Here is a 25,878-nt window from a genome sequence, read left to right as displayed (position 1 = left end):
GCTTTACAAATTCTTGGGCGTGGGATCGGACTTGTCACCGCCTTGGACAGAGAGGCTCAACGCCTAGTTGGAAGGGAAGTGTTTCCATCCGGGCGCGGCGGTTTTCAACGACCCCTTCGATTGCTGGCTTTACGGGGCCCTGCCGGACTCCAAGGCCGGCGTTGGCGAGGTCATGATCCGGTCTCAGGCGGGTTGAAGCGAAAGTTCCCCTCCGCCACACAGTCAGTGAAGCCCGACGACCGAGCCTCGACTGGCGTCCCTTCCACGATCAGGCCTTCGAAGCGTGCGACCTCGGCCGTGGCTGTCTTCTCAGCCTCAGGCTCCGCTGTGGGACCACATGCGAAGATCATGAGAAGCGCGAACAAGGCAAAGGCTGGACGCATTGTTCCCCTCGACGATTTGGAAACGGCAACGCTATCACACGTTGAGGAAGGCGAAACCCGCACACGTTGGAATGGGATAGGCTCGGCCTTACGCGACCGCTATATAACTCTTGCACGCTCCTTATGGCGATCTTATACGTCGCTTATGGATCGCTTCCACGCGGGAAGCGACTGGAGAAAGCCCAATGCCGAAGAGAGAAACTGTCGTCGCCGCTGAACTCGCCGACCGTCTGCGCGCCACCGGGGAGAAGGTGATGACCATGACTTGGCCTGAGTTTTACAAAGCCAACGATATGCAGCGTTTCGCCAACGAGCGGCACGAGAAACTCCGCCAAGCTTTCATGGGTCAGGGGCTCATCATCGGGATCGGCAACAACGCGATCATTGTGTCGGCCGACGCCAACCACACACCTGAATAATGAGAAAAGCCCCCCCCGGCATTCGCTGGGGGGGCTTCTGTATCTCACAGGACAAACCCGCCCTTACTCCTTGATAAGCAAGCCCCAGTCGTCGTCATCTTCCTCGACGACGATGTTGATCTGGCACCACTGCTGGTCATTGGTGACAGTGTAGCGGAAGAGCTTGCTACGCACCTTCCCAGCGAAGGTATCGCCGCCCCGGACGCTGTTATCGACCTGGACGTAGTCGCCCACGTTGGGGAGGAGGACCAACTCCTCAGCCTTCACAGGATGATCCAGCAGGGCCGCTCCTGAATCGAGCGGACGACCGTTCGGGCTGTTTTTCGGGAAGTATTGGTAGTTCAAGCCATAGGCCATCATGAGCGTCATCCTTCGGTTGAGGTGAGCACCTTAATCCACCCCTGCGGGCCGTCCACATTCAGCTAGGGATCGAGGGTGAACGGCGGCGCCCAGCGTCGAGCGAACAAACTCGATCGACCCTTGAACGGTAGAGGAAATCGGCATCGGCTCGGATCGATTTCTCAGCCAGTAGAGCTGGAGAACCAGGATTCGGAACTAGAAAGACGGCACCAAAAGCCGTCGCTTCGAACCGCCGCTGTGAGTCAGGTCCGGGCCTATCGGGGCATCGCTAACACCTGGTGCCGACAGCGGACGATCTGAACCGCTGCTATGAGTCAGAAGCGGTCCATCTCGCTTCCTCTTGGCGTTTATCCACAGCTCTCAGAAGGTTCGCTGTCTGCTGGGTCGGAGGCAGGGAAGAGCGGCTGTGCCCGCCACAGCCTGCAACACTCGCCATCATAGCGGCTGCAACGGGCTGCCGCATCCGAACTGCAACTTTCTGACGGTTTTACAGCTGATTAGATCGACAACACCGACCGAACCTGTGCGATCTGCGAAGAGATTGTTTTCTAGGCGGTGCCATCGTTCATCCTAACGTTTGGCATTTCCACAGAAAAGCTAGCTAGATGTCGCGAGCATGTGCTGTAGATCTGCGATGGTCCGGCGATAGCCCCAAATCGGGATCGTTCAACCCGCCCAACTCGCCACGCTCTCTGGCCTTTCTACCATAAACCCATTCGAACAGGGGCGAGGCCATCAGGGTGGTGATGATGGCCATCAGCACCAGGATGGAGAACAGGGCCAGGCCGATTACACCCTTCTGCAGGCCGATGTTGATGATGATCAGCTCCATCAGGCCGCGCGCGTTCATGAGGGCGCCGATACCCATGGCCGTGGGGTTGTCCTGACCCGTCAGGCGCGCGGCGGCCCAGCAGGCGCCGCCCTTGGCCAGGATCGACCCCAGCAGGATGACGATGGTCACGGCCAGCAGCCCCAGGCTGTTGACCATGGTCAGCTGTGTGTTCAGCCCCGAGAAGGTGAAGAACATCGGCAGCAGCACCAGCACGGCGAACGGCTCCAGCTGACGCTTGACCTCGTCGCTCAACAGGCCGCGCGGCATGGCGACGCCCAGGATGAAGCCGCCGAACACGGCATGGATGCCGACTGCGTCCATGGCCCAAGCGCTGAGCATGAACAGGATCAGCACGATCCCAAGCACTGTCGGGCCGAGCCGCCCTTCCCGCTCGACGATCCGGCCCAGCGGCGCCAGCAGCTTCGGGCCAAGCGTCAGCATGAACAGTGCGAAGGCGCCGCCTCCGGCGATTGCGGTCACCGCCACCATCGGCCCGGCGCCGAAGCCGGCCAAAACGATGGCCAGGACGCACCAAGCGCCGGCGTCGTCGATGGCGCCGGCCGCCAGCGACAGCGAACCCAGCCGCGTGCCGCTGAGCCCCCGCTCATGAATGATGCGCGCCAGCATGGGAAAGGCCGTGATCGAGATGGCCGCGCCCATGAACAGCATGGCCTGCCAAGTCTGGATGCCCTGCCCGAACAAACCCTCAGCGACCAGCCAGGGCGCAATGGCGACAGCGACCAGGAAGGGCGCGGCCATGCCGGCCAGCGACACGGCGGCGGCGCTCTTCGCATTGGCGCGGAAGTGGTCGCGACGGAAGCCCAGTCCCACCAGGAACATGTAGAGGCCGACGCCCAGCTGGGCGCCGACGAACAGGATTGACTTCGATTCTTTCGGGAATAGGGCCGCCTGCACATCGGGCGCCAACAGCCCGAACAGGGACGGGCCCAGGATCACTCCGGCGATCATTTCGCCCACCACCTGCGGCTGGCCGAGGTAACGCTTGGCCAGCCAGCCGACGATGCGGCAGGCGGCGATGATGATCGCCATCTGCAGGAAGAAGGCCACGCTCAGTTCAGCATTGGTCATGCGGCCGATTCCCCCTTGGCGGGCCCTAGCCTACTGCGTTCGAAAGATGGCGTCGCCCTCGTTAAAAGCCAGACGGATATTCTGGGCGGTGATCGCGAAGTCGGCAGCGCTGCGCAGGCCTCAAGGCTGGTCGACCGCCGCGATCAGCGCCTCGCCAGCGCAGCCGCCACGACCGGCGCCAATCCGTCAACGATAACGCGCACCCCCTGGGCGTTGGGATGGATGCCGTCTGGCTGATTGTATCGGCGATCCAGGGCCACTCCTTCCAGCAGGAAGGGATAGGTCGGAACATCTTCCTTGCGCGCCAGGTCCGCGAAGATGCGGTCGAACTCGACGGCGTAGGCGCCGTATTGGGGCGGAGCCTTCATCCCTGCAAGCAAGACGGGAATATCGCGCGCCTTCAGCGAGGCGATGATCGCCTCCAGATTGGACCGAACCGTTTTGGGGTCGGCGCCCTGGAGCATGTCATTGCCCCCCAGGGCCACGATGCACAGGTCGGTGTCGTCCTGAACGCTGTAGCCGACCCGGGCCAGTCCGCCGCCGGTCGTGTCGCCCGACACGCCGGCGCCGCGAACCCTCACCCGGAGCCCCTTTGCCCTCAACGCCTCTTCGAGGCGCACAGGTAGAGCCTCGGCCGAAGGCAGGCCGAATCCGGCGGTGATGGAATCGCCCAACAGGGTCACGTTTTTTTCGGGTCCGTCCGAAGGTGCGGCCGTGGGTGAAGGCGAGACCGAGGGCTTAGCTGGGGTCTCTGACGTGTCTTCTTTCGAGGCGCTGCATCCGGCGAGGACGAGCCCCACCCCTCCAGTTAGGAGCGTGCGGCGGCGAATGGGCGGCATGGGCGAGGAGGGCTTTAGTGTCATGATCTGCGCCCCCATATAGGGACCGATCTTCCTCCTCCCAATGCAGCAGGCGACATATCGATGGCTTCAGCCGCCCCGCTCGTCCTCGACGGCGTTGTCCTCACCCTGCCCTCCGCAGCAGGCCCCGTGGAGATCCTTCGTGGCGTGGACCTGGTCGTAGCGCCTGGCGAGACCGTCGCCATCGTCGGCCCCTCTGGATCGGGCAAGTCGTCGCTGATCTCCATCGCTGCGGGTTTGGAGACTCCGACCCATGGCCGGGCCATTCTGTTTGGTCAGGATATGGCCGCGCTGGGCGAGGACGGCCGTGCCCGTCTGCGCCGGGGTCGCGCCGCGCTCGTTTTTCAGAGCTTCCACCTGCTGCCCAATATGACGGCCGAGGAGAATGTGTCCGCGCCGCTGGAGTTGGCCCACCGTTCGGAGGCTGTAGCCTTGGCGCGCAGCTGGCTGGAGCGGGTTGGCCTCGGCCCCCGGCGGTCGCATTATCCTCATCAGATGTCCGGCGGCGAGCAGCAGCGCGTCGCCCTGGCCCGCGCCCTGGCGATCGGCCCGGAGCTTCTCTTCGCTGACGAACCGACCGGAAATCTGGACGGGAACAACGGCGCCTTGGTCGCCGACTTGCTGTTCGACCTCGTGCGCGACAGCGGCGCCGCCCTTGTCATGGTGACCCACGACGACCGTCTCGCCGCGCGTGCGGATCGGATCGTGACGATGCGCGACGGCCAGGTCGTCGCCCCGGCGCAGGCCTCTGCATGAGGCTCGCCTTCCGCTTCGCCCGTCGCGAACTTCGTTCCGGAATTGCAGGATTCCGTATCTTTCTGGCCTGTCTGGCGCTGGGTGTTGCGGCGATCGCCGCCTCGGGATCGACCGCAGAGGCCTTCCGCCAGGGATTGGCCAGCCAGGCGCGGGAGATTCTCGGCGGCGATGTCGTCATCAGCCTCGACCAGGGCCGGTTTAGCCCTGACCAACGCGCCGCCTTCGCCGCCCTGGGCCCCGTGGCCTATTCGGTGCGAGCCAACGGCATGGCCGAGACCGGAACCGGCCAGCGTCGTCTGGTCGATATGCGCGGAGTCGACTCAGCCTATCCCTTGGTCGGCGCGGTCGAACTTTCCGGCGCTACTGATCTGGCCACGGCCTTGCGTGTTGAGAACGGTTTGGCGGGGGCCGTCGTCGAACAGGGCCTGCTCGACCGTTTGCATCTCAAGCTCGGCGACACCTTCGCCGTCGGCGGCGCGCGGTTCGTCGCCCGCGCCGTCCTGCTGGCCGAACCCGACCGCCTGGGTCGGGGCTTTGCGCTCGGGCCGCGCGTGGTGACGACGGTCCCCGCCGTCGAACAGTCCGGCCTGCTCGCGCCCGGCGGCCTGTTCGGCGAGGCGGTGCGTATCGCCCTTCCCGCCGGCGTCGATCCCAAGGCCGCCATCACAGGCATCGAAAAACAGTTTCCACAAAGCCGGCTCGAAGCCCGGGATCGGTCGGAAGCCGCCGCCGGCGCCGGACGCCTGATCGATCAGTTGGAGTATTTCTTGGGCTTCATCGGTCTGGCGTCCTTAGTGGCCGGCGGGCTCGGCGTCGGGGGCGCTGTCTCGGCCTATCTCGAGGGACGCAAACCGTCGATCGCGACGCTGAAGGCGCTCGGCGCCGAGGGCGGGCTGATCCGCGACATCTATCTGATCCAGATCGGCGTACTCGCCGCCGTCGGGGTCGCTATCGGGCTCGTGATCGGGGCCTTCGCGCCGCTGGTCATCGGCGTGCTGGCGAAGGACAGCCTGCCCATCCCCGCCCTCTTCGCGGTCTATCCGGTGCCATTGGTCAAGGCCGGAGCATTCGGCCTTCTGGCGGCCGCCGCCTTCGCGCTTGCGCCCCTGGCCCGCGCCCGCGCCACGCCGCCTTCCGCCTTGTTCCGTCGCCAGCTTAACGACCGACCGGTTCTCGGCGTCGAACTGGTCTTCGCTGTACTGGCCGCCATCGGCCTGGCGGGTCTGGCCCTTTGGACCGCGCCGTCCAAGCTTGCAGCGGCGGCCTTGATCGGCGGCACGGTGGTCGCCTTCGCCCTTCTGTGGGCGCTCGGCCGTGCGGCGGCCTTCCTGGCCGGGCGTTTGCGACGATACGCTGGCGGCGCGGTGCGGCTGGGACTGGCCAATCTCGCCGGGCCGCGCTCGGCGGCGCGCACCGCCTCCCCCGCCATCGGCCTGGGTGTCGCGCTTCTGGCCATGGTCGTCCTAATCCAGTCTAGCCTGCTGGGCCAGATCACCGAGGTCGCACCACGATCAGCCCCATCCGTCGTCTTCACGGAAATCCCCGCTGATCGCGGCGCGGCGTTCGATGCGGCGGTGGCGAAGGTGATGGCGACGCCCGGTCCGGATCGCTATCGGCGCCTTCCCCTCCTGACCGGGCGGATCGTGCGGTTGAAGGGCGCGCCGGTCGATGTGGACGCCCTGCCTCAAGGCGAACGCTGGGCCTTCGATCAGGACATTCTCCTGTCCGCCCTGGCCGGCGCGCCGGACGATGCGAATGTCGTGTCCGGCGAATGGTGGGCCGCCGACTATGTCGGTCCGCCTCAGGTCGCGCTCTCGCGGGATCTGGCCAAGGCCGCCGATCTCAAGGTGGGCGACAGCCTGACCCTGCAACTGCTGGGCCGTGAGATGGACGTGCGCATCGCCGCCCTTCGTCGGACCGAGCCGGGCGGGTTCGGGACCAATTTCCTGCTCGTCCTCAACGCCGCCGCCATCGAAGGCGCCAATCCGCGCAGCGTCGCCATCGCCCGCGCCTCGCCCGCCGAAGAACGCGCCCTGACGCAGGCGCTTGGCGCAGACTTCCGAGAGGTGAACATCATCAGCGTCCGCGAGCAGCTCGAGGCCGCCGCCACCCTGTTCGACCGCCTCGCCCTGGCCATTCGCGGGGCCGCGGCCGTCGCCGGTCTCGCGGGCCTGCTCGTTCTCATCGGGGCCATTGCGGCGGGCGTGCGCGAGCGGGCGCGCGAGGCCGCCGTCCTCAAGGTGCTGGGCGGTTCCCACGCCCAGATTCTAAGCGCCTACCTCGTGGAATACAGCCTAGTTGGCGCGATCGCCGGTCTCGCCGGCCTTCTTCTCGGCGCCGCCGGCGCCTGGCCGGTCGTGACCCTCGCGTTCAAGGCGACCTGGAGCGTGGACTGGACCGGCGTCGTTCTTCTTCTGACCGGCGCCACGGGCGTCGCGGCTCTGGGCGGCGGTTTGGCGGCCTTGCACGCCCTTTCGCGGCGGCCGGCGCCGGTTCTCCGATCAGATTGACTGCGTCGAAGCCTAGTCGTCTAATTAATCTGCGTCAGTTCACAGTCGGATCAATGAGGAACTTCTCACCGGTCGCTTTGCGCTCGGATTGAAGGTTAGAGCCACTCCCTGAGTAGCCGTTACACCGTCGGGAAGCGGCAGACCGCCGCGCGTGCTGATCTTTCTTAGGTCGGCGTACATTCCGTCCCCGATTATATCGACCCCACACAATCCAGTCCTTCGCTTGATCGCCGGCGACGATAACGATCCCTGCTCCTGGTTTCCGGCCGGAAGCGACCGATTGATCCGGCCAGCCATGACGCCCATCCGTGACCGTGGAATGTCCAAGCGAACTCGCAGTTGGCCATCCGGCATATCCTTCCAGCCGATCCATATGGCTTGACAAAAGCTCAACGCTTGACGCAAATAAGAACAAATGGAGAACATCAACAGAGCTGAGCGATTATCCCTTTTACGTCAAAAACTCACGACGTTCGAAAAGAGAGATACGGATAATTGCCTTAAAAATCAGACGCCTGATGCATTATCTCGTATTTTTAAGCAGGGAGCGGTTCATGAGTTATATGCGTCCACTGCGGCCGACGCTGTTGCGGTAAACGCCTTTGCTTTGATGGCTGGCGCAATGTCCTCAAACGGACGGCGCTTAGTATGGGCAGTGCACTCAATGATGATTTCTGAATTTGGAGATCCTTATGGTGGTGGTATCGAAGAAATAGGAATTGAAACATCTGAAATATTATTTGCAAAAGCCCCCAATATAAAAAGCCTTCTAATTATTGGTGAGGAATCATTAAAGACCTCGTCAGTCGGTTCTGTTGTGATTAGCGCGTGGGGCGATTCCAAAGACCTGTCATTGACCGCAAGTCGACGCCTTGCTCTGGCGGCCAAGTCTGAAGGCGCTACGCTTTTTTTTATGCGTGCTGGGGCCGAACCAACTCCAAGCGCGGCTGAAACAAGATGGTCTGTGAAAGCAACAGCCTCCGTCCCTCTGGCCGGAGGCGCGCCTGGTCATCCATCTTTCTCGCTTACTCTGCTGCGACACAGAGGCGGCGGCGAAGCGAAAAACTGGGTCTTGGAGTGGGATCGTGACGCCCGATTGTTCCGTGAGCCCGCGCCGCTACCTCGCGCTGTGGTTCCCATGGCTGCCCAGCGACCGGCTGAAGCGCGAGGCGAGAGCCCGCGACGCGTCGCATGAAACTCGGCCTGACCCAACGCCGGTGGTTTTGGTCGAGAAGGTCTGCGGCGCCCTTCGTCTGGCGGCTATTGATCCGGCTGCGGCGCAAGCTGGACTGATGCCGGGCCTGACTCTGGCGGACGCTCGGGCGCGAACGCCGAGGCTTCACACCATCGTCCATAGGCCGAGATCGGATTTGGTCCTGTTGCGGCAGATGCTGGAGGACTTCGGCCGCTTCACCCCAATGATCGCCGAGGACGCGCCGCACGGACTGATGCTGGACATTACTGGCTGCGCCCATCTGTTCGGCGGCGAGGATGGCTTGGTGCGCGCCGCGCATCAGCGTGCAGGGCGCATTGGCCTGGAGGTCCGCAGCGGCTTGGCGTCCACGCCTCAAGCGGCGCGAGCCCTGGTCCGTTTCGGGCGGGGCGGCCTGTACGATGCACGGCAGGTTCGACAAGCCGTACGCCGACTGCCGATCACCGCGCTGGAACTGTCAGAGCGCGACACCCAGGCTCTACAGCGTGCGGGCCTGAAATGTATCGCTGATTTGGACGACCGCCCACGCGCGCCCTTGGCTGCCCGTTTCGGCGCCGACTTTCCTGCCAGACTGGCGCGCGTCCTCGGGGACGAAGACGTTCGGATTACGCCGCATCGCCCGCCGCCGCCCATCGTTATGGACCGCGTCTTCTTTGAACCCGTTCTCACCGATGCGGATGTGGATCGCGTTTTATCCGATCTGATGGTCGCCACCTCCGATCGGCTGGAGCAAGCAGGCCAAGGTGGGCGGGCGTTCGAGGCCGGCTTTTACCGCGTCGATGGTCAAATCCGCCGCATTGTCGCACGGACGGGTCACCCGACACGCGATGTGAATGTGGTGTTGCGCCTGTTCCGAGAACGTCTGGCGGCCTTGGCCAATCCGCTGGATCCCGGTTTCGGCTTCGATCAGATGCGGCTGTCGGTTCTAGAAACCCAGACGTTGAAACCGGCTCAGCGCGGCCTGGACGGCAACCGTGCGGACGGCGAGGATTTCAGTCGCCTTATCGATCGACTGACGGCGCGTCTGGGTCCTGAGGCGGTTCTAAGTTTCGAGCCTCTTGGGTCACACATCCCCGAACGCGCCGGTCGGATGGTCCCCGCGACGATGAAGACCCTGCAGCCGATCCACGACTGGCCCGATCTCGATCCTGACGATCCGCCCCTGCGCCCCCTGCAGATATTCGATCCGCCTCAACCTGTTGAGACCTTGGCGGAGGTGCCGGACGGTTCGCCCCTGCGCTTCCGCTGGCGCCGTGTGCTGCACGAGGTGGCTCTGGCAGAGGGGCCGGAGCGAATCGGCGGCGAGTGGTGGCGCGCGCCGGACCAGAAGACGCGCGACTATTACAGAGTCGAGGACCGTGAAGGGCGCCGCTTCTGGCTGTTCCGCCAAGGCCTTTATGGTGAAACCGACGAACCGCGTTGGTTCGTGCATGGTCTTTTCGCATGATTGCGCCCGCCTACGCCGAGTTGGCCAGCGCCAGCAATTTTTCCTTTCTGCGAGGTGCGTCGCATCCCAAAGATCTGATACTGACGGCTATATTGAGGGGTCATACGGGCCTGGGACTGGCCGATCGCAATACGGTCGCCGGTGTGGTGCGGGCATGGAGCGCCCTGCGCGCTATTCGCGAGGATGGGCTATCGCCGCCCGATGTCGTGCGGGCTGGCGGCGGGCCCGGTGAAGTGGCCTATGTCGAGGATCCGCTTAACGATCCCGCTCTGTCGCAAATGGTGAAAGAACGGGCCGCGACCTTCAAACTGGCGACGGGCGCGCGTCTTGCCTTCAACGACGGAACGCCCCACGTCATCGTCTATCCCGAAACGCGCGCCGGCTGGGGACGACTGACGCGGCTGCTGACCCTGGGCAATCGCCGGGCGGTGAAGGGGCAGTGCGAGATAGGACTGCGCGATCTGCTGACCGCGCCTGAGGATCTGCTGCTGATCCTCATGCCGGGCGAACGGTTGAATGGCATAGATCAGGTCTTGGCGCAGTTGACCGATGCGTCGCCCGGCGCGGTTTGGCTGGGCGCGGTGATGGGGCGCAACGGCGACGACCGTCGAAGACTGGCCCGGCTAAAGACACTGTCAGAGCAAAGCGGCGCACCGCTTCTGGCCGTCAACGACGTGCTTTATCATGACCCGATCCAACGCGATCTGCAGGACGTGCTGACCTGTATTCGCGAAGGCGTGACAATCGAGAGCGCGGGCCGGCGCCTGAACGCTAATGCCGAACGCTGGTTAAAGCCGCCCGCCGAAATGGCGCGCCTGTTTCGCGAAGCGCCCGAGGCCATCACCGAAACGGAGCAAATTCTGGCTCGTATCGGTTTCGATCTGAGTGACATCCGGTACCAGTATCCCAACGAGACGACCCCGCCTGGTGAGACGCCGCAGGGCTGGTTGGAGCGCCTGACGTGGCGCCATGCCGAGATGCGGTATCCCGACGGTTTGCCTAAGAAGGTGACGGCGCTGCTGAAGAAGGAACTGACCTTCATCGCAAAGGCCAACTACGCGCCATACTTCTTGACCATCTACGACATCGTGCGAGTGGCGCACGACAAGCGGATCTTATGCCAAGGTCGAGGTTCTGCCGCTAATTCCGCTGTCTGTTACGTGTTGGGCATCACGGCGGTGGACCCGGCGGAATCCGATCTGTTGTTCGAACGATTCCTTTCCACCGACCGTGGCGAGCCGCCAGACATCGACGTCGATTTTGAGCACGAGCGGCGCGAAGAGGTCATCCAGCACATCTATGCTCGCTATGGCCGCGAGCGCGCCGGCATCGCCGCCACCGTCATTCGTTATCGCCCTAAGAGCGCAATCCGTGACGTCGGCAAGGTCCTCGGTCTGACCGAGGACGTCACCGCCCGCCTGGCCTCCAGCCAGTGGGGCAGTTGGGGCAGTGAGATCGGCGAGCGCCATGTCGAACAGGCGGGCCTCGATCCCGCCAATCCCATGATCCAGCGTGCGGTGAGGATGGCAATGCGGCTGCTGAACTTCCCCCGCCACCTGTCCCAGCATGTCGGGGGATTCGTCCTGACCCAGGACCGGCTGGACGAACTGGTCCCCATCGGCAATGCCGCCATGCCGGATCGCACCTTCATCGAATGGGACAAGGACGACATCGATGCACTCCGCCTGATGAAGGTCGATGTGCTGGCGCTCGGCATGCTGACCTGCATCCGCAAGGCGTTCGACTTGATCCGCGCTCATCACGGGGACGATTGGGCGCTGCATGCGATCCCGCGCGACGATCCCGCCGTTTACGACATGCTGTGCAAGGGCGACTCCATCGGCGTGTTTCAGGTCGAGAGCCGCGCCCAGATCAACATGTTGCCCCGGCTAAAGCCGCGCCGCCTTTATGACTTGGTGATCCAGGTCGCCATCGTCCGGCCCGGTCCGATCCAGGGCGACATGGTTCACCCCTATCTCCGCCGTCGCAACGGGCTGGAGGAGCCGGACTACTCAAGCCCGGGGCCGCAGTATCCTGAAGACGAACTGAAACAGGTTCTGGAAAAGACCCTGGGCGTGCCCCTGTTTCAGGAACAGGCCATGAAGGTTGCCATGGTCGCGGCCGAGTTCAACGAAAAGGAAGCCAACGGCCTGCGCAAGGCCATGGGCACCTTCCGAGGCGACGGCACACTGCACACCTACGAAGACCGAATGGTCGGCCGCATGATCGAACGCGGCTACGATCCAACCTTCGCCCAGCGTTGCTTTGACCAAATCAAGGGTTTCGGATCCTATGGCTTTCCGGAAAGCCACGCGGCCTCTTTCGCCCAACTGGTCTATGTCTCGTCGTGGATTAAATGCCACTATCCTGCGGCCTTCGCCTGCGCCCTTTTGAACAGCCAGCCGATGGGCTTCTACGCCCCGGCCCAGATTGTACGCGACGCCCACGAACACAGCGTCGAGGTGCGGCCGGTCGATGTTTCCTACAGCGGCTGGGACAACAGTCTGGAAGGTTCGGACAGAACGCCGGCGTTGCGTATCGGCCTGCGCCAGATTGAGGGCTTCCGCGGAGATTGGGCAGAGGCGCTCGCCGCCGCCCGCGCCTTCCCGATACGCGACATCGAGGCCCTGGCCAGGCACGCCGCCCTGCCGTCTGCCGCTCTGCGCAAACTGGCGGACGCCGACGCCTTCCGCTCGCTGGGGCTAGACCGGCGTGAAGCCCTGTGGGCCGTTCGCCGCCTGCCTGACGATGCGCCGCTGCCGTTGTTCGCCGCTGCAGACGCCCGCGAGCTCGGCGCCGAACCCGACGCCCGGTTGCCGACCATGCTGCTAGGCGAGCATGTCGCCGCCGACTACCAGACACTGCGCCTGTCTCTGAAGGCTCACCCAATGGCCATCCTGCGCCCGATCTTCGACGCCGAAGGTTTCCTGACCTGCGTCCAGACCGAGGCCCGACGCGGTGGCGCCGTGGTGAAGGTCGGCGGTGTGGTTTTGGTCCGTCAACGCCCTGGCAAGGGCAACGCCATCTTCGTCACCCTGGAAGACGAGACCGGCATCATCAACGTTGTCCTGTGGGCGCGGATGTTCGAGCAGTTCCGCCGCGAGGTCATGGCCGCCCGTCTGATGGCGGTCGAAGGCGTGGTTGAAAAGAGCCCCGAAGGCGTCGTCCACTTGGTCGCCCGCCGCGTCATCGATCGCTCCAGCGAACTGTCCCGCCTATCTCAGGATCACGAAATCAGCGTCCAACTCGCCCGCGCCGATGTCGTCGCCCATCCCCAGACACCCCGCCATCCGCCGCATAGCCATCCCCGTGATGTGCGTATCCTGCCCGGATCTAGAGATTTTCATTGATCCAAAATTGCGGGACCGAATTCAAAATGTCACTTTTGATTCCCGATACTCCACTGCTCGAACAACGTCTTCGGCAAGGCATCGTAGAGATCGTCTGAGGTCAGTCCGGGACCAAAACGCTCTGCCGCGTCGGAATGAAGCCAGACTGCGGCGCAAGCGGCATCGAAGCTGTTCATGCGCTGGGCGGCCAATCCGCCGATCATGCCGGCCAGGACGTCGCCGGTTCCGGCCGTCGCCAGCCATGGCGAACCATTGCCATTTCGGCGGACGCGGCCGTCAGGCGATGCGATCAGTGTCTGTGCGCCCTTCAGGACGATCGTCGCCTGGGCCGCTCGCGCCGCATCTTGAACGGCCGTTTCGCGGCCTTTTGCAAGCAGCCCTGGGAACAGTCGCTCGAACTCGCCTTCATGCGGCGTCAGGATATCGTCGCGATCCAACACGGCGAACAATTCGGCAGTCCGACCTTTGAAGACCGACAGACCATCGGCGTCGATCACCAGAACGGCGCCGGTCGAGCCGAGCGCCTGGATGTTCGCGATCGTTGCATCGTCCAAGCCTGCGGCCGGACCGATCACGACGGCGTCACTGCCGGCGGCTTCCCGACTTAAGTTTTCGGGTGAAGAAAAAGGCGTCAGCATCACCGCCTGAACCGCCGGCGCGATCACCGACGCTGCATCTGGCGGACAAAGGATTCGCACGACTCCAGCGCCCATCCTGAGCCCCGCATGGGCTGCAAGCCGCGCGGCGCCGGTGTGATGCGCCTTTCCTGAAACGACCGTCAAACGACCACGCGCATGCTTGTGCGTTTCCGCGCTCGGCCAAGGCAGAAAATTGCGCCAGATCGTCGGGTCGTTGGTTTCTATCATCCGCGTTCCGATTATCCTTCGCCAGCCTGCGAAAATCGCTTGCTTTGAGCGGCCCTGCTGTGTCCCATTCGCGCCCGAGCGCCGCTGCATTCCGTGCGCCGCTCCGGGGTCGCCATGAAGAAAATCGAAGCCATCATCAAGCCCTTCAAGCTGGATGACGTCAAAGAGGCGCTCCAGGACGTGGGCGTGCAAGGCATGACTGTGCTGGAGGCCAAGGGATATGGCCGCCAGAAGGGTCATTCCGAACTGTATCGCGGCGCAGAATACGTCATCGACTTTCTGCCCAAGATCAAGATCGAGGTGGTCGTCGCCGACGACCTCGCGCCCGCGGTTGTCGAGGCCATTCAGACCTCGGCGCGCACAGGCAAGATCGGCGACGGCAAGATCTTCGTGTCCGACGTCGCCGAGGTGATCCGCATCCGCACCGGCGAAACCGGAGCCCAAGCCGTCTGACCTGACTACCCTCCCCGGCCCTCGGCCCTCGGGTCGCTGTCCGGTCTCCTCCCCAAACGACAAGAACAGGACTTTTCGAGAATGAGCGCCAGCAAGATCCTCAAAGAGATCAAGGATCAGGAGGTCCAATATGTGGACGTCCGCTTCACCGACACGCGCGGCCGTTTGCAGCACGTCACCTTCGACGTCGACCTGGTCGACGAGGACTTCCTGAACGAAGGCACGATGTTTGACGGTTCGTCGATCGCGGGCTGGAAGGCCATCAACGAGTCCGACATGCTGCTGAAGCCGGACCTGACTACGGCTTACATCGATCCCTTCTATCAGCAGAAGACGATGTTCCTGTTCTGCGACGTGCTGAACCCGGACACCGGCGAGCCCTACAACCGCGACAGCCGCTCAATGGCCAAGAAGGCGCTGTCTTACGTCCAGTCGTCGGGCGTGGGCGACCAGGTCTTCTTCGGACCGGAAGCCGAGTTCTTCATCTTCGACGACGTGCGTTGGTCCACCCAGCCGCACGATACCGGCTACAGCTACGATTCGACCGAGTTGCCCGCCAACACCGGCGCTGAATATTCCGAAGGCAATATGGGCCATCGCCCTGGACCCAAGGGCGGCTATTTCCCCGTCAATCCGGTCGATTCCGGACAGGACCTGCGCGGCGAAATGCTGGGCGTCATGCGCGATCTGGGCCTTCAGCCCGAGAAGCACCACCACGAGGTGGCTCCGGCTCAGCACGAACTGGGCCTGAAGTTCTCGGACCTGCTGACCATGGCCGACCGGCTGCAGCTCTATAAGTACGTGATCCACAATGTGGCCCACGCCTACGGCAAGTCGGCGACCTTCATGGCCAAGCCGATGTTTGCGGACAACGGTTCGGGCATGCACGTCCACATGTCGATCTGGAAGGACGGCAAGCCCCAGTTCGCCGGCGACCAGTACGCCGGTCTGTCGCAGGAATGTCTGTGGTACATCGGCGGCATCATCAAGCACGCCAAGGCCATCAACGCCTTCGCCAACTCGACCACCAACAGCTACAAGCGTCTGGTCCCCGGCTATGAAGCCCCGGTGAAGCTGGCCTATTCGGCCCGCAACCGTTCGGCCTCAATCCGTATCCCGCACGTCTCCTCGCCCAAGGCCAAGCGTCTGGAAGCCCGCTTCCCCGATCCGATGGGCAATCCCTATCTGACCTTCGTCGCCCTGCTGATGGCCGGCCTGGACGGGATCGAGAACCGGATTGATCCGGGCGCGCCCGCCGACAAGAACCTCTACGACCTGCCGCCGGAAGAGCGCGGCTCGATCCCCGAGGTTTGCGGCTCGCTGCGTGAAGCGCTGGAGAACCTGGATAAGGACCGCGCCTTCCTCAAGAAGGGCGGCGTCATGGATGACGACTTCATCGACAGCTACATCGAACTGAAGATGGAAGAGGTGATGCGTCTGCAACTGCACCCGCACCCGGTCGAGTTCGACATGTACTACAGCTGCTGATCACCTGATCGCAGTCAAGACAAAGGGCCGGGGATCGCTCCCCGGCCCTTTTTGCATGGCCTTGCTGCTTCGAGCAGCGATCGACACGCCGACGTGGCGCTAAGCGATCTCGGCTTCCAGATCGTCCGCCTTCTTGCGGCGCAGCTCGATCAGTCGCACGCACCAGATTGAAATTTCGTAGAGAATGACCAGCGGCACGGCCAGCATCAGTTGGCTGATCGGATCGGGCGGCGTGACGACCGCCGCGACCACGACCACGGCGACGATGGCGTAGCGCCGACCGGCCGCCATGACCTTGGAGCTGATCAGGCCAGCGAGGCCCAGAAGAGTCGTCACCACGGGTAGCTGGAAGCAAAGACCGAAGGCGAGCAGCAGCGAGGTCACCAGGCTGAGGTAGTCGGAAATCTTGGTGGTTTGCGCCACGGATATGCCGTCGGTGGCCACCTGCTGGCTCAGCGAGAACAGCATCACGAATGGCAGCATGACGTAATAGACCAATGCCCCGCCCAGGCAGAACATCACAGGCGCGGCGATCAGGAACGGCAGAAACGCACCACGCTCGTTGCGATAGAGACCCGGCGCGACGAACCGGTACATCTGCCACGCCATCACGGGGAAGGTCAGGACCGCCGCACCGAAGGCCGCGATCTTCATCTTGGTGAAGAGCTGTTCCAGCGGCGCCGTGGCGATCAGCTGGACAACGGCGGCGCTGCCCGGCGGATAGGGTCTGATTCCCGTCATCACCGCGATCAGTTCGATGGGATTGGCGTGGCCGCCGGTCGCCAGGGCAGCGGCATGGATCGCCACAGCGGCCTGATACGGCTTGATCAGCGCAATCTGGATCTGGTTGGCGAAGGCGAAGCAGAGGATGAAAGCCAGGAAGAAAGCTACCACACAGACGAGCAGTCGTCCGCGCAGCTCGATCAGGTGATCCATCAGGGGCGCGCGCGACGCCTCGATCTCGGCCTCATCACGATCGGAAGGCGTCACAGGTCAGCGGCTTTCTTGCGCGAGGGCTTGGTCTTGGCGGCAGGCGCGGCGGCCTTCGGTTTCGCGGCTGAGCGAGCCTTGGCCGTCGCCGATCCCGAAGCACCCGTCCCCGTCTTGGCCTTGGGGGCCGTTCGTTTGGGTTTCGTCGCCGTGATGGGCTCGACAGGCACCGGCGTGTCCGGCCATTCGTCCGCCGCAGGCGACATCACCGGCGCCGCCGGCTCGGGCGCAGGCAGTGCAGTGGCCGCAGTCGGCCCGGTCAATCCGGCGTTGATGTCCTTAAAGGCGGTGTCCGCCTCTGCGCCCAAGGGGTACATGGCCCCCTGCCCCGTCCGCAGCGCCTCGACCTCCTTGCGCAGGTCATCCAGTTCGGACTGACGCGCCATTTCGTCGAAACTGGATCGAAACTCGTTGGCCATGGCGCGCGCCTTGGCCACCATCTGACCGACGCGACGCATCAGGACAGGCAGGTCTTTTGGCCCCACGACAAGCAGGGCCACCAGACCGATCACCACTAATTCGAAGCCCCCGATACCGGGGCCGAGCCCGCCCATGCGTCAGCCCTTACAGACGACGACTAGCGCTTCAGCTCTTCCTTTTCCGCCTCGGTGCGCGGCAGCGAGCTGACGCCCTCGTGCGGGCCGTCCTTCTTGTCTTCGTCCTTCAGGCCGTCCTTGAAGGCGCGGATGCCCTTGGCGGCGTCACCCATGATGCCCGACAGCTTGCCCCGGCCGCCGAACAGCAGCGCGATGACGACGATGACGATGGCCCAATGCCAGATGCTCATGGAGCCCATGGCTAATCTCCTCGCGGGGATCGGTCATCCGATCCCATCCACTCTTATTTGACCCGCATATAGGCGCAGTGATGGCCCCGCGCCAAGGGAGGCTGTAGGTCTGCGCGACCATGAGTCCCTCCGATCACGTCATCATCCACACCGACGGCGCCTGCAAGGGCAATCCGGGCCCCGGAGGCTGGGGCGCCGTGCTTCAGGCCGGCGGCGGTCGCGAAAAGGAATTATGGGGCGGCGAGCCCAACACGACCAACAATCGCATGGAGCTGATGGCCGCCATAATGGCGCTGGAAGCCCTGAAACGGCCCTGCAAGGTCGAACTGCATACCGACAGCAAATACGTCATGCAGGGGATCACCGAATGGATGCGCGGCTGGAAGGCGCGCGGTTGGCTGACGGCCGATAAGAAGCCTGTAAAAAACGCAGACCTGTGGCAGCGGCTGGACGCGGCGCGCCTGCGTCACGACGTGAAATGGCGGTGGGTGAAGGGTCATGCCGGCCACGAACTGAACGAACGCGCCGACCAACTGGCGAATCGCGGTGTCGCGGAACTGCCCCGGCGCTAGACCGCCTCGACCTCCTTATCCGGCTCGGCTGAACGTCGGCGGACCCGCGATCCGCTCATCACGGCGCCGAACAGGGCCGTGACGGCCGCAATCTGGAACCCGTGACCGACGCCGTTGATCGGCGCGGCTGACAGCAGGAAGGCCACCACCACGGCGCCCAGGGATTGGCCGACGACCCGCGCCATGCCCAAGGTTCCACCCGCTGCCCCGGCGCGGTCCTTTGGGGCTTCCGACAACATCGCGCGATTGTTGGGCGACTGGAAAAATCCGAAGCCCGCGCCGCAAAGCGCCATGCGCCATATGATGTCGAAATGGGTCGAATCGGCACTGAGAAAACTGAGCGCCATCAGGCCGCAAGCAAACAGGCTAAGGCCGATGGCGCCCAGCACGCCCGCCGAATAGCGATCAGACAGATGGCCGGCCAGCGGCGCTGCGATCATGGTCGCCAGTGGCCAAGGCGTCATCAGCAGGCCGGTCTGGACCGCCGTAAGCCCCAACGCGCCTTGGAGAAAGAACGGCAAAGCGACGAACGCCATCATCTGAGCGGTGAACGATATGACCGATGTGGCGACTGACAGGCTGAACATCGGTCGCGCCAGCAGATCGAGGGGGATCAGTGGCGAAGTCCGTGAGCGCTCGTGGCGAATCAGCAAGATCCCGGCTGCGAGCCCTGCCCCTGTCAGACCAAAGCCCAGAACGGCGGCCTCACCATGCGCGAGCGATTGAAGGCCGGTGATCAGCAGGCCGAACGCGGCGGCGTTGAGCGCAGCCCCGACCCAATTCAGCTTTCGCGGCTGAAGTCGGTTGTGCGGCAGGGTGAAACCCGCCAGCGACACCGCCAGCAAGCCGATCGGCACATTCAGTGCAAACAGCCAGCGCCAGTGTCCGACAGCCAGGATGGCGCTTGCGATCGTGGGCCCCGCCGCCGCCGCCAGCGAAACGATCACCGCGTTGATTCCGACCGCGCGACCCAGCAGTCGCTGCGGATAGGTGTAACGGACCAAGGCCCCATTGACGCTCATGATGCCTGCCGCTCCGAAGCCTTGGATGACCCGGGCGAGGCTGAGCGTCTCGATGGAATTGGCGAACACACAGGCGATGGAGGCCAGGGTGAAGACGGCCAGACCCGCCTGTGACACACGCCGATAGCCAACGATCTCGCCCAGCGACGCCAGTGGCAAAAGAGCGACCACGATGGCGATCTGATACGCGTTGACGATCCAGATCGAGGCGGCCGATGACGCCTGTAAATCCTGCGCAATCGACGGCAGCGCGACATTGGCGATCGCGCCATCCAGAACGGCAAGCGTGATGCCCAGACCGATGGACACGATGGCCCAATAGCGCCTGGGTGTCGGCAAACCGTCCGTGACGGCGTTCTGTATGTCTCTCATGCCTGACGAACGCCGATGCGACCGTTGCGTTCAGACGGGCGACTGCACCGTCAGCAACGAGCCGTTCACGCGCATCACGACGACATCCTGTCCTTCGATCGGCGCCTCGCCAACGATCTCGGCCGGCCATTCAGCGCCGGAGATGAAGACGCGACCGCGACCCGCGACAAACGTCTCGACCACCCGCGCACGCTGACCAACCAGACGGCTGTCTCGGTCATTGATGTCGGGACCATCGGGATTGGCTTTGGAGATCAGACGGCGGGACAGCAGGGTGGCGATGACGGTCAGAACCGCGAATACGGCGACCTCGCCCGGCAACCCCAACCGCACGCCCGCCGCCGTCATGACCGCGACGACGCCGGCCGACACGGCCGGCCACAGCAGCCACTCGGTCGAGAACATCGCCTCGACCGCCAGCAGCAGAACCCCGATCGCCAACCAGATCCAGAACGGCTGGGCTACATAAAGATCAGCAAGCGACATCATCGGTCAGCCTCCGTGGATCAGGCCGAGGGTGAAACGGAGCCCCCGGCGGGGCGGCGGGGCGGCGCGGGGCGCACGGGTGGGGTCGCGCCCGAGTTCTGATCCTTAGCCAGGCTCACCATCTCGCCGATGCCGGCGATTGTGCCGACCAGGGCGCCCATTTCAGCAGGCACGATGACGGTGCGCTGCTGCGGGCTGCGCGCCAGTTCCGCAAAGGCCTCGACGTATTTCTGAGCCACGAAATAGTTGATGGCGTTGACGTCCCCGCGGGCGATGGCTTCCGACACCATGGCCGTGGCGCGGGCCTCGGCCTCAGCCTCGCGCTCGCGCGCCTCGGCGTCGCGGAAGGCGGCTTCCTTGCGGCCCTCGGCCTGAAGGATGGCGGCCTGTTTGGCGCCCTCGGCGCGAGCGATGGCGGCGGATTTCTCGCCGTCTGCCTCGGTGATGACAGCCCGACGTTCACGCTCGGCCTTCATCTGACGGGCCATGGCGTTGGTGATATCGGTCGGCGGGGTCAGGTCCTTGATCTCGATCCGATTGACTTTGACGCCCCACGGCTCGGTCGCTGCGTCGATGACATGCAGCAGGCGCGTGTTGATGCTGTCGCGCTGGCTCAGCACCTCATCCAGTTCCATCGAACCGACGACGGTCCGCAGATTGGTCATGCACAGCTGCGAAATCGCATAGGGCAGATCGTCGACGCGATAGGCGGCGCGGGCTGAGTCCATCACCTGGATGAAGACGATGCCGTCGACCTTCACCATGGCGTTGTCCTTGGTGATGACCTCCTGAGTCGGCACGTCCAGCACCTGCTCCATCATGTTCATACGGCGACCGACGCGTTCCACGAACGGCGTCAGGAACCCGATGCCAGGGCTCAGCGTCTTGGTGTACTTTCCGAACCGTTCGACCGTAAATTCACGGCCTTGCGGCACGATCTTGATTACGCTGATCAACAGCACGATGGCCAGCAGCAGCACGACGCCGGCGAAGATGGTGGTCACGTCCATTCAAATCCCTCCCTGACGCGGCAAGCCTACCCGCTGTGCGCGAGCCGCGCCAGACAAACTGAGAGGACGGCCGCTTTAAAGGCCGCGCTTGGCCCGCCAAGCAGCGAGACGCACGCTGACGTCGCGTTCGATGTCGCCGTAAAAGAGATTGTAAGGGACGATCTTGCGCCGATCCGCCCAACTGCCGCCAGCCGTCAAGAAATCGGCGTCCGGCGCGCTATGCCACAACAGGCCGCCACGGCATTCGGTAGAGATCAACCGGCCAGTCAGAGCCGGCCGGGCGCCCCATTCCAGGCCGGTCGCATTGGTCGCGCCGCTGTGCTGACGCGCCGCGGCGCGCGGCTGGTTCGCAGCACCCGTGACCGGATTCACGCAGATGGGGTCAGTGGACAGGTTCACCAGATCGCCGCGATCGTCCCATTCCAGAGCGCGTCTCAGCTTGCGCCGCGCGCCCGGTTCGTCGCCGTCCTGCACCGACGCCCAAGCTACGATACACCCCGTTCGATCGGCGGCGTCGCAGGGCGAGATCGCCTGCCTGAACATCTCGCGCCCGACCAGAGTCTCGATAAGATAGGCGGCGACAAGCCTGTCCTTCAGCGCCGGTTCGGCGCGGAGCTGGTCGCGAACCAGACGCGCCGTCAGCTCTCCGCCCTGTTCGACGCCGGCGATCACGATGGGTCCAGAGGGATGCTGCTGCAGCCACAGCTCGAAGGCGGCCTTCACGTCCTCATAGGCGAAGGCGCGCGCTTCGCGCGCGTCATCACGTAAGGTCAGGCGGGTGTAAAGGCTGGCTTGACGATACAGCGGTGCGCTGACCCGGCCTTCCCGGGCGAAGGGCGACGCATAGTTTGGCAGCACGACGCGCCGCATATAGGCGTTGGCCCGCGCATCGTCGATCGGCCCATTCCACTCGGCCCCGCCATCGAAAGTGGTCGGCATGACGAAGAAGACCGCCGCCTGGTTAGGCGCGCCCTGATCGATCAGCGCCCAGGAGGATGTCTTTCGATAGTCGGGCGCGGGCGGCGGCTTGTAGGTTTGAAACGGCACCTGCGGGTCCAGACCTGCCCTCAGGATGTCGCCGCTCCAAACCGCGACGGCCGCCGTCAGCACGAAGACGGCCGCGAAGCCTGCATATCCGACCCATTGCCTGAAGGTCAGCCGACGCATCAGCGGTACGGATCAGCCGTGGCGAGGAAGTCCTGTACATAGCGCCGCACGCCCTCTTCCAGCGGCGTAGACTGCCCCTCGAAGCCTGCGGCGCGGATACGATCCATGCGGGCTTCGGTGAAATATTGGTAGCGGTCGCGGATCGACAGGGGCGTTTCGACATAGTCGATGGACGGCGTCTTGCCGGCGGCATTGAAGGTGGCACGCGCAAGATCAACGAATGACCGCGCCTGGCCCGACCCTGCGTTGAAGATGCCCGAGACCTGCGACGAGTGAAGCAGAAACTCGATGATATCGACCACATCGTCGACGTAGACGAAGTCGCGCATCTGGCCGCCATCCGCATAGTTCGGATTGTGCGACCGAAACAAAGTCACGGTCTCATCCGCTGCGACCTTGGGCCAGATTTGAGCCACGACCGACTTCATTCCGCCTTTGTGGCCCTCGTTAGGGCCATAGACGTTGAAGAACTTCAGCCCCGCCCACTGGCGCGGCGCCTGACCCCGATCGGCCTGCCGAACGGCATATTGGTCAAACAGCAGTTTCGAATAGCCATAGGCATTTAGAGGGCGAAGCTGCGACAATGATTCTGCATCGTCGTCGTCGTTGAAGCCTGTCTCGCCGTCGCCATAGGTCGCAGCGGAAGACGCGTAGATCATCCGCGATCCCCGGATTGCGCACCAATCCCACAGGTCGCGCGACAGGGTGAAGTTGGTCCGCATAATCAGGTCGGCGTCCGGCTCGGTCGTCGAAGAGATCGCGCCCATGTGCACCACGGCCTCAATCCGTTCGGCATGACGCTCCAGCTTTTCGAACAACTCTTCCGGCGACCAGAAGTCAGCGATCGCGTGTTTCGCCAGGTTCTTCCACTTGGCCAGGTCAGCCGTCTCCAGACGATCGCAGACGACCACATCATAGGCGGTCTCCGCCGTCAGCCGCGCAACGATGTTCGAGCCGATGAAACCGGCGCCGCCGGTCACGACGATCATTCTCGGCGTCACTGCGCGCTCCCTGTCATCTTTTCGATCGTTCGCGTGGTCGAATAGCCGTCCTTGAAATCGGCCAGCTTGACCTCGCCGCCCCAGCTTTCGACCAGATCGCCGCCCACGACGCCCTCTCGCGTATAGTCCGAGCCCTTGATCAGAATATCAGGACGAAGCCGTTCGATCAGGGCGATCGGCGTCGGATCGTCGAAGCTGGTCACGCGGTCGACGCTGGCCAGCCCGCCAATAACGACGGCGCGACTATCCAGATCATTCACCGGACGCCCCTCGCCCTTCAGTCGTTTGACGGAGGCGTCGGTGTTCAGCGCCACGACCAGACGATCGCACCAGCTGCGGGCCTGCGCTAAATAGGCCACATGGCCGCGGTGCAGAATGTCGAAACAGCCGTTGGTGAAACCGACCTTCAGGCCCTGACGTCGCCACCCTTCGACCTCGGTCGCCAGCTCGTCGAGCGGCGTCACCTTGGATACTGCAGCGGTAGCGTGCTGGCTTAGCTCGGCTTCGATCAGCTCGGCGGGTGTAACCACGGCCGTGCCGGCCTTCCCGACGACCACGCCCGAAGCCAGGATCGCGAACTCGACCGCCATCTCTAGCGAAGCGCCGGCGCCGAGCGCCAAACCGATGGCGGCCAGGCCTGTATCGCCCGCTCCAGACACGTCGAAGACTTCGCGCGCCCGGCCGGGGAAGTGCTTCACGAGTTCGCCGCGCCGCGCCAGGCTCATGCCCTTGCCCGCACGGGTGACGATGATCGCCTTGGCGGTCGTGGCGGCCAGCAAGGCGGCAAGCGCCGTCTCGACCTCGGCGTCCGTCCCGACCGGCAGGCCGGTAGCGCCGGCTAGTTCCGAAGCATTGGGCTTGATGACATCGACCGCGCCGTAGCGAGCGAAATCCCTTCCCTTTGGATCGACGACAACCGGCGCACCGGATATCTGCGCCGCGTTCAGCGCCGAAGCCAGAAGGGCATCGCTGACGACACCCTTGGCGTAATCTGACAGCAAACAGACCGAAGCATCTGCAAACGCGTCCGAATCTTGAATCGCGGTCGGCGCAGCCTCGTCATCTAACCGCAGCAGCTGTTGCCCTCCCGAGACGAAGCGCGTCTTCACAATGGTGGACGCGCCTGCCGGCCTCGCGACGACGTCCTCGATGTGTGTCTCGGCGGCGATTAGAGCAGTCAGCTCCGCCCCAGCCGTGTCGTTACCGATCACGGCGCCCAGCCGCGCCACCCCACCCAGGGCCGCGACATTGCGCGCAACGTTGCCGACGCCGCCTGGCATGGCGACGGTGCGGCTGGTGCGGAGCACCGGGATCGGCGCCTCGGGCGAGATGCGGCTGACCTCGCCATAGACGTAGCGATCCAGCATCAGGTCGCCGACGCAGGCGATCTTCAGGCCGCGCACGCGCTCCAGCAGGCTTTGCAGGGCGCCCAGGTCCAAGGTGTCAGACATAGGTCCGACCTAGAGGATTCAGGCGGCCTGCGCCACCGGCGCCTTGGCCCCGATCTTGATGGCCAGGTCGTCGAAGGCGATCAGTTCGGCGGCCAAGGCTTCGAACTGGCTCAGCGGCACCATGTTGGGCCCATCCGACGGCGCATTATCCGGGTCCTGGTGCGTTTCCATAAAGACTGCATCAACGCCGACGGCCACCGCCGCGCGTCCTAGCACCGGCACGAACTCGCGCTGACCGCCCGACGACGCGCCCTGCCCGCCCGGCTGCTGAACGCTGTGGGTCGCATCGAACACGACAGGGCAGCCGATCTCGCGCAGCACCGGAAGCGCCCGCATATCGCTGACCAGAGTATTGTAGCCAAAGCTGGCGCCGCGTTCACAGGCCATGACGTTGGGATTGCCGGCGCCGACGACCTTGGCGATGACGTTCTTCATGTCCCAAGGAGCCAAGAACTGACCCTTCTTGATGTTGATCGCCTTGCCGGTGGCGGCGGCGGCCAGCAGCAGGTCAGTCTGGCGGCTGAGGAAAGCCGGGATTTGCAGCACGTCGACGACCTCGCCGACCGGACCACACTGAACCTCGGAGTGGACGTCCGTCAGGGTCGGCAGGCCTGTGACCTCGCGAATCTCAGCGAAGATCGGCATGGCGTCTTTCAGACCGATACCGCGCGCAGCGCTGGCGCTGGTCCGGTTCGCCTTGTCAAAACTCGTCTTGTAGATGATGCCGACGTTCAGCCGCTCGCCGATTTCCTTCAGGGCATGAGCCGTCTCGAGCGCGTGCTGGCGGCTCTCCATCTGGCAAGGACCGGCGATAAAAGCGATTCTCGCGCCGCCGCCGATGACGACAGGCGTCCGAAGACCTTCGGACAACGTAATGACAGCGTTGGGTCGGCTCACGAGGCGGCTCTTTCGACGTTCGGTGTTGTGGAGGCGGCTTTTGCCGCAGCTATTGGGCCATCAGGTGGCGCTCTGAATGGACGAGCGCAAGTTATCA

Annotated in this window: 23 protein-coding genes; 9 read left to right on the top strand and 14 right to left on the bottom strand. The window is 64.0% G+C overall.

Features of this window, described 5'->3' with window-relative positions; all coding sequences use genetic code 11:
* The first annotated feature begins 568 nt into the window (after positions 1-568).
* Complete coding sequence (locus HNP47_RS03010; RefSeq protein ID WP_159851327.1) at positions 569-802, top strand: hypothetical protein; 234 nt, start codon at positions 569-571, stop codon at positions 800-802.
* Positions 803-865: 63 nt separating this feature from the next.
* Here HNP47_RS03010 and HNP47_RS03005 read toward each other — a convergent pair whose 3' ends face one another.
* The 3 genes from HNP47_RS03005 to HNP47_RS02995 all read right to left on the bottom strand — a co-directional run bounded on the left by HNP47_RS03005 (position 866) and on the right by HNP47_RS02995 (position 3,766).
* Positions 866-1,162 (bottom strand): hypothetical protein, encoded by a 297-nt coding sequence (locus HNP47_RS03005; protein WP_159851325.1) that lies wholly within the window; start codon positions 1,160-1,162, stop codon positions 866-868.
* A 601-nt stretch (positions 1,163-1,763) separates the two neighbouring features.
* Positions 1,764-3,083, bottom strand: a complete 1,320-nt coding sequence (locus tag HNP47_RS03000; protein WP_184278266.1) for a cation:proton antiporter — start codon at positions 3,081-3,083, stop codon at positions 1,764-1,766.
* Positions 3,084-3,226: 143 nt separating this feature from the next.
* Positions 3,227-3,766, bottom strand: a complete 540-nt coding sequence (locus HNP47_RS02995) for an arylesterase (RefSeq protein ID WP_311770013.1) — start codon at positions 3,764-3,766, stop codon at positions 3,227-3,229.
* 240 nt (positions 3,767-4,006) lie between these two features.
* On the opposite strand from HNP47_RS02995, the gene HNP47_RS02990 reads away from it, so the two are divergent.
* The 5 genes from HNP47_RS02990 (at position 4,007) to HNP47_RS02970 (ending at position 13,219) form a co-directional block, all read left to right on the top strand.
* On the top strand, positions 4,007-4,699 hold the full coding sequence (locus HNP47_RS02990) for an ABC transporter ATP-binding protein (protein WP_184278264.1): 693 nt from the start codon (positions 4,007-4,009) through the stop codon (positions 4,697-4,699).
* Positions 4,696-7,209: an ABC transporter permease gene (locus tag HNP47_RS02985; protein ID WP_184278262.1), complete on the top strand. Its 2,514-nt coding sequence runs from the start codon at positions 4,696-4,698 to the stop codon at positions 7,207-7,209. The genes HNP47_RS02990 and HNP47_RS02985 overlap by 4 nt, the downstream gene beginning before the upstream one ends.
* Positions 7,210-7,624: 415 nt before the next feature.
* Positions 7,625-8,404 (top strand): ImuA family protein, encoded by a 780-nt coding sequence (locus HNP47_RS02980; RefSeq protein WP_184278260.1) that lies wholly within the window; start codon positions 7,625-7,627, stop codon positions 8,402-8,404.
* Positions 8,313-9,869: a DNA polymerase Y family protein gene (locus tag HNP47_RS02975; RefSeq protein WP_311770012.1), complete on the top strand. Its 1,557-nt coding sequence runs from the start codon at positions 8,313-8,315 to the stop codon at positions 9,867-9,869. The genes HNP47_RS02980 and HNP47_RS02975 overlap by 92 nt, the downstream gene beginning before the upstream one ends.
* Entirely contained in the window at positions 9,866-13,219 is a 3,354-nt protein-coding gene (locus HNP47_RS02970) for an error-prone DNA polymerase (protein WP_184278258.1), read from the top strand. Before HNP47_RS02975 ends, HNP47_RS02970 begins: the two co-directional genes overlap by 4 nt.
* Before the next feature lie 29 nt (positions 13,220-13,248).
* Here HNP47_RS02970 and HNP47_RS02965 read toward each other — a convergent pair whose 3' ends face one another.
* Positions 13,249-14,085: an NAD(P)H-hydrate dehydratase gene (locus HNP47_RS02965; RefSeq protein ID WP_184278256.1), complete on the bottom strand. Its 837-nt coding sequence runs from the start codon at positions 14,083-14,085 to the stop codon at positions 13,249-13,251.
* Between the two features lie 114 nt (positions 14,086-14,199).
* On the opposite strand from HNP47_RS02965, the gene HNP47_RS02960 reads away from it, so the two are divergent.
* Both HNP47_RS02960 and glnA read left to right on the top strand, forming a co-directional pair.
* On the top strand, positions 14,200-14,538 hold the full coding sequence (locus HNP47_RS02960; protein WP_008261682.1) for a P-II family nitrogen regulator: 339 nt from the start codon (positions 14,200-14,202) through the stop codon (positions 14,536-14,538).
* 81 nt (positions 14,539-14,619) lie between these two features.
* A complete protein-coding gene (gene glnA / locus HNP47_RS02955; protein ID WP_184278254.1) occupies positions 14,620-16,026 on the top strand; it encodes a type I glutamate--ammonia ligase in 1,407 nt (468 codons plus the stop codon).
* Between the two features lie 99 nt (positions 16,027-16,125).
* Here the strand turns inward: glnA and tatC are convergent, their stop codons facing one another.
* The 3 genes from tatC to HNP47_RS02940 are packed head-to-tail and all read right to left on the bottom strand — an operon-like array spanning position 16,126 to position 17,812.
* Complete coding sequence (tatC, locus tag HNP47_RS02950; RefSeq protein ID WP_184278252.1) at positions 16,126-17,016, bottom strand: twin-arginine translocase subunit TatC; 891 nt, start codon at positions 17,014-17,016, stop codon at positions 16,126-16,128.
* Complete coding sequence (gene tatB, locus HNP47_RS02945) at positions 17,013-17,570, bottom strand: Sec-independent protein translocase protein TatB (protein WP_184278250.1); 558 nt, start codon at positions 17,568-17,570, stop codon at positions 17,013-17,015. Before tatB ends, tatC begins: the two co-directional genes overlap by 4 nt.
* A gap of 23 nt (positions 17,571-17,593) precedes the next feature.
* Positions 17,594-17,812 carry a twin-arginine translocase TatA/TatE family subunit gene (locus HNP47_RS02940; protein ID WP_017503863.1) on the bottom strand — a complete coding sequence of 73 codons (219 nt, stop codon included), beginning with the start codon at positions 17,810-17,812 and terminating at the stop codon, positions 17,594-17,596.
* A gap of 110 nt (positions 17,813-17,922) precedes the next feature.
* On the opposite strand from HNP47_RS02940, the gene rnhA reads away from it, so the two are divergent.
* Positions 17,923-18,375, top strand: coding sequence for a ribonuclease HI (gene rnhA / locus HNP47_RS02935; RefSeq protein WP_184278248.1), 453 nt, complete (start codon positions 17,923-17,925; stop codon positions 18,373-18,375).
* Here the strand turns inward: rnhA and HNP47_RS02930 are convergent.
* From HNP47_RS02930 to kdsA, 7 genes are all read right to left on the bottom strand, one after another.
* The gene (locus tag HNP47_RS02930; protein WP_184278246.1) at positions 18,372-19,769 is read right to left on the bottom strand and encodes an MFS transporter; all 1,398 of its coding nucleotides are present in this window, start codon (positions 19,767-19,769) and stop codon (positions 18,372-18,374) included. The genes rnhA and HNP47_RS02930 overlap by 4 nt on opposite strands.
* A gap of 30 nt (positions 19,770-19,799) precedes the next feature.
* Positions 19,800-20,258, bottom strand: coding sequence for an NfeD family protein (locus HNP47_RS02925; protein ID WP_184278244.1), 459 nt, complete (start codon positions 20,256-20,258; stop codon positions 19,800-19,802).
* A 17-nt stretch (positions 20,259-20,275) separates the two neighbouring features.
* Positions 20,276-21,265 (bottom strand): SPFH domain-containing protein, encoded by a 990-nt coding sequence (locus HNP47_RS02920; RefSeq protein ID WP_055809997.1) that lies wholly within the window; start codon positions 21,263-21,265, stop codon positions 20,276-20,278.
* Positions 21,266-21,340: 75 nt separating this feature from the next.
* Complete coding sequence (locus HNP47_RS02915; protein WP_184278242.1) at positions 21,341-22,432, bottom strand: DUF3089 domain-containing protein; 1,092 nt, start codon at positions 22,430-22,432, stop codon at positions 21,341-21,343.
* Positions 22,432-23,421: an ADP-glyceromanno-heptose 6-epimerase gene (gene rfaD / locus HNP47_RS02910; RefSeq protein ID WP_184279082.1), complete on the bottom strand. Its 990-nt coding sequence runs from the start codon at positions 23,419-23,421 to the stop codon at positions 22,432-22,434. Before rfaD ends, HNP47_RS02915 begins: the two co-directional genes overlap by 1 nt.
* A gap of 8 nt (positions 23,422-23,429) precedes the next feature.
* The gene (gene rfaE2, locus HNP47_RS02905) at positions 23,430-24,884 is read right to left on the bottom strand and encodes a D-glycero-beta-D-manno-heptose 1-phosphate adenylyltransferase (RefSeq protein WP_184278240.1); all 1,455 of its coding nucleotides are present in this window, start codon (positions 24,882-24,884) and stop codon (positions 23,430-23,432) included.
* An 18-nt stretch (positions 24,885-24,902) separates the two neighbouring features.
* Positions 24,903-25,781, bottom strand: coding sequence for a 3-deoxy-8-phosphooctulonate synthase (kdsA, locus tag HNP47_RS02900; RefSeq protein WP_026108227.1), 879 nt, complete (start codon positions 25,779-25,781; stop codon positions 24,903-24,905).
* Positions 25,782-25,878 lie beyond the last annotated feature (97 nt).

This window comes from Brevundimonas vesicularis (assembly GCF_014204545.1).
GTDB classification, from domain to species: domain Bacteria; phylum Pseudomonadota; class Alphaproteobacteria; order Caulobacterales; family Caulobacteraceae; genus Brevundimonas; species Brevundimonas vesicularis_B.
Note: the sequence above shows the minus strand (reverse complement) of the source record. Positions and strands in the feature narration are given on the sequence as shown.

Bases quoted from the DNA above. Each gene is read 5' to 3' on its own strand.
- HNP47_RS03010 (WP_159851327.1), top strand. From the start codon at position 569: ATGCCGAAGAGAGAAACTGTCGTCGCCGCTGAACTCGCCGACCGTCTG.
- HNP47_RS03005 (WP_159851325.1), bottom strand. From the start codon at position 1,162: ATGATGGCCTATGGCTTGAACTACCAATACTTCCCGAAAAACAGCCCG.
- HNP47_RS03000 (WP_184278266.1), bottom strand. From the start codon at position 3,083: ATGACCAATGCTGAACTGAGCGTGGCCTTCTTCCTGCAGATGGCGATC.
- HNP47_RS02990 (WP_184278264.1), top strand. From the start codon at position 4,007: ATGGCTTCAGCCGCCCCGCTCGTCCTCGACGGCGTTGTCCTCACCCTG.
- HNP47_RS02985 (WP_184278262.1), top strand. From the start codon at position 4,696: ATGAGGCTCGCCTTCCGCTTCGCCCGTCGCGAACTTCGTTCCGGAATT.
- HNP47_RS02980 (WP_184278260.1), top strand. From the start codon at position 7,625: ATGGAGAACATCAACAGAGCTGAGCGATTATCCCTTTTACGTCAAAAA.
- HNP47_RS02970 (WP_184278258.1), top strand. From the start codon at position 9,866: ATGATTGCGCCCGCCTACGCCGAGTTGGCCAGCGCCAGCAATTTTTCC.
- HNP47_RS02965 (WP_184278256.1), bottom strand. From the start codon at position 14,085: ATGATAGAAACCAACGACCCGACGATCTGGCGCAATTTTCTGCCTTGG.
- HNP47_RS02960 (WP_008261682.1), top strand. From the start codon at position 14,200: ATGAAGAAAATCGAAGCCATCATCAAGCCCTTCAAGCTGGATGACGTC.
- glnA (WP_184278254.1), top strand. From the start codon at position 14,620: ATGAGCGCCAGCAAGATCCTCAAAGAGATCAAGGATCAGGAGGTCCAA.
- tatB (WP_184278250.1), bottom strand. From the start codon at position 17,570: ATGGGCGGGCTCGGCCCCGGTATCGGGGGCTTCGAATTAGTGGTGATC.
- HNP47_RS02940 (WP_017503863.1), bottom strand. From the start codon at position 17,812: ATGGGCTCCATGAGCATCTGGCATTGGGCCATCGTCATCGTCGTCATC.
- rnhA (WP_184278248.1), top strand. From the start codon at position 17,923: ATGAGTCCCTCCGATCACGTCATCATCCACACCGACGGCGCCTGCAAG.
- HNP47_RS02930 (WP_184278246.1), bottom strand. From the start codon at position 19,769: ATGAGAGACATACAGAACGCCGTCACGGACGGTTTGCCGACACCCAGG.
- HNP47_RS02925 (WP_184278244.1), bottom strand. From the start codon at position 20,258: ATGATGTCGCTTGCTGATCTTTATGTAGCCCAGCCGTTCTGGATCTGG.
- HNP47_RS02920 (WP_055809997.1), bottom strand. From the start codon at position 21,265: ATGGACGTGACCACCATCTTCGCCGGCGTCGTGCTGCTGCTGGCCATC.
- HNP47_RS02915 (WP_184278242.1), bottom strand. From the start codon at position 22,432: ATGCGTCGGCTGACCTTCAGGCAATGGGTCGGATATGCAGGCTTCGCG.
- rfaD (WP_184279082.1), bottom strand. From the start codon at position 23,421: ATGATCGTCGTGACCGGCGGCGCCGGTTTCATCGGCTCGAACATCGTT.
- rfaE2 (WP_184278240.1), bottom strand. From the start codon at position 24,884: ATGTCTGACACCTTGGACCTGGGCGCCCTGCAAAGCCTGCTGGAGCGC.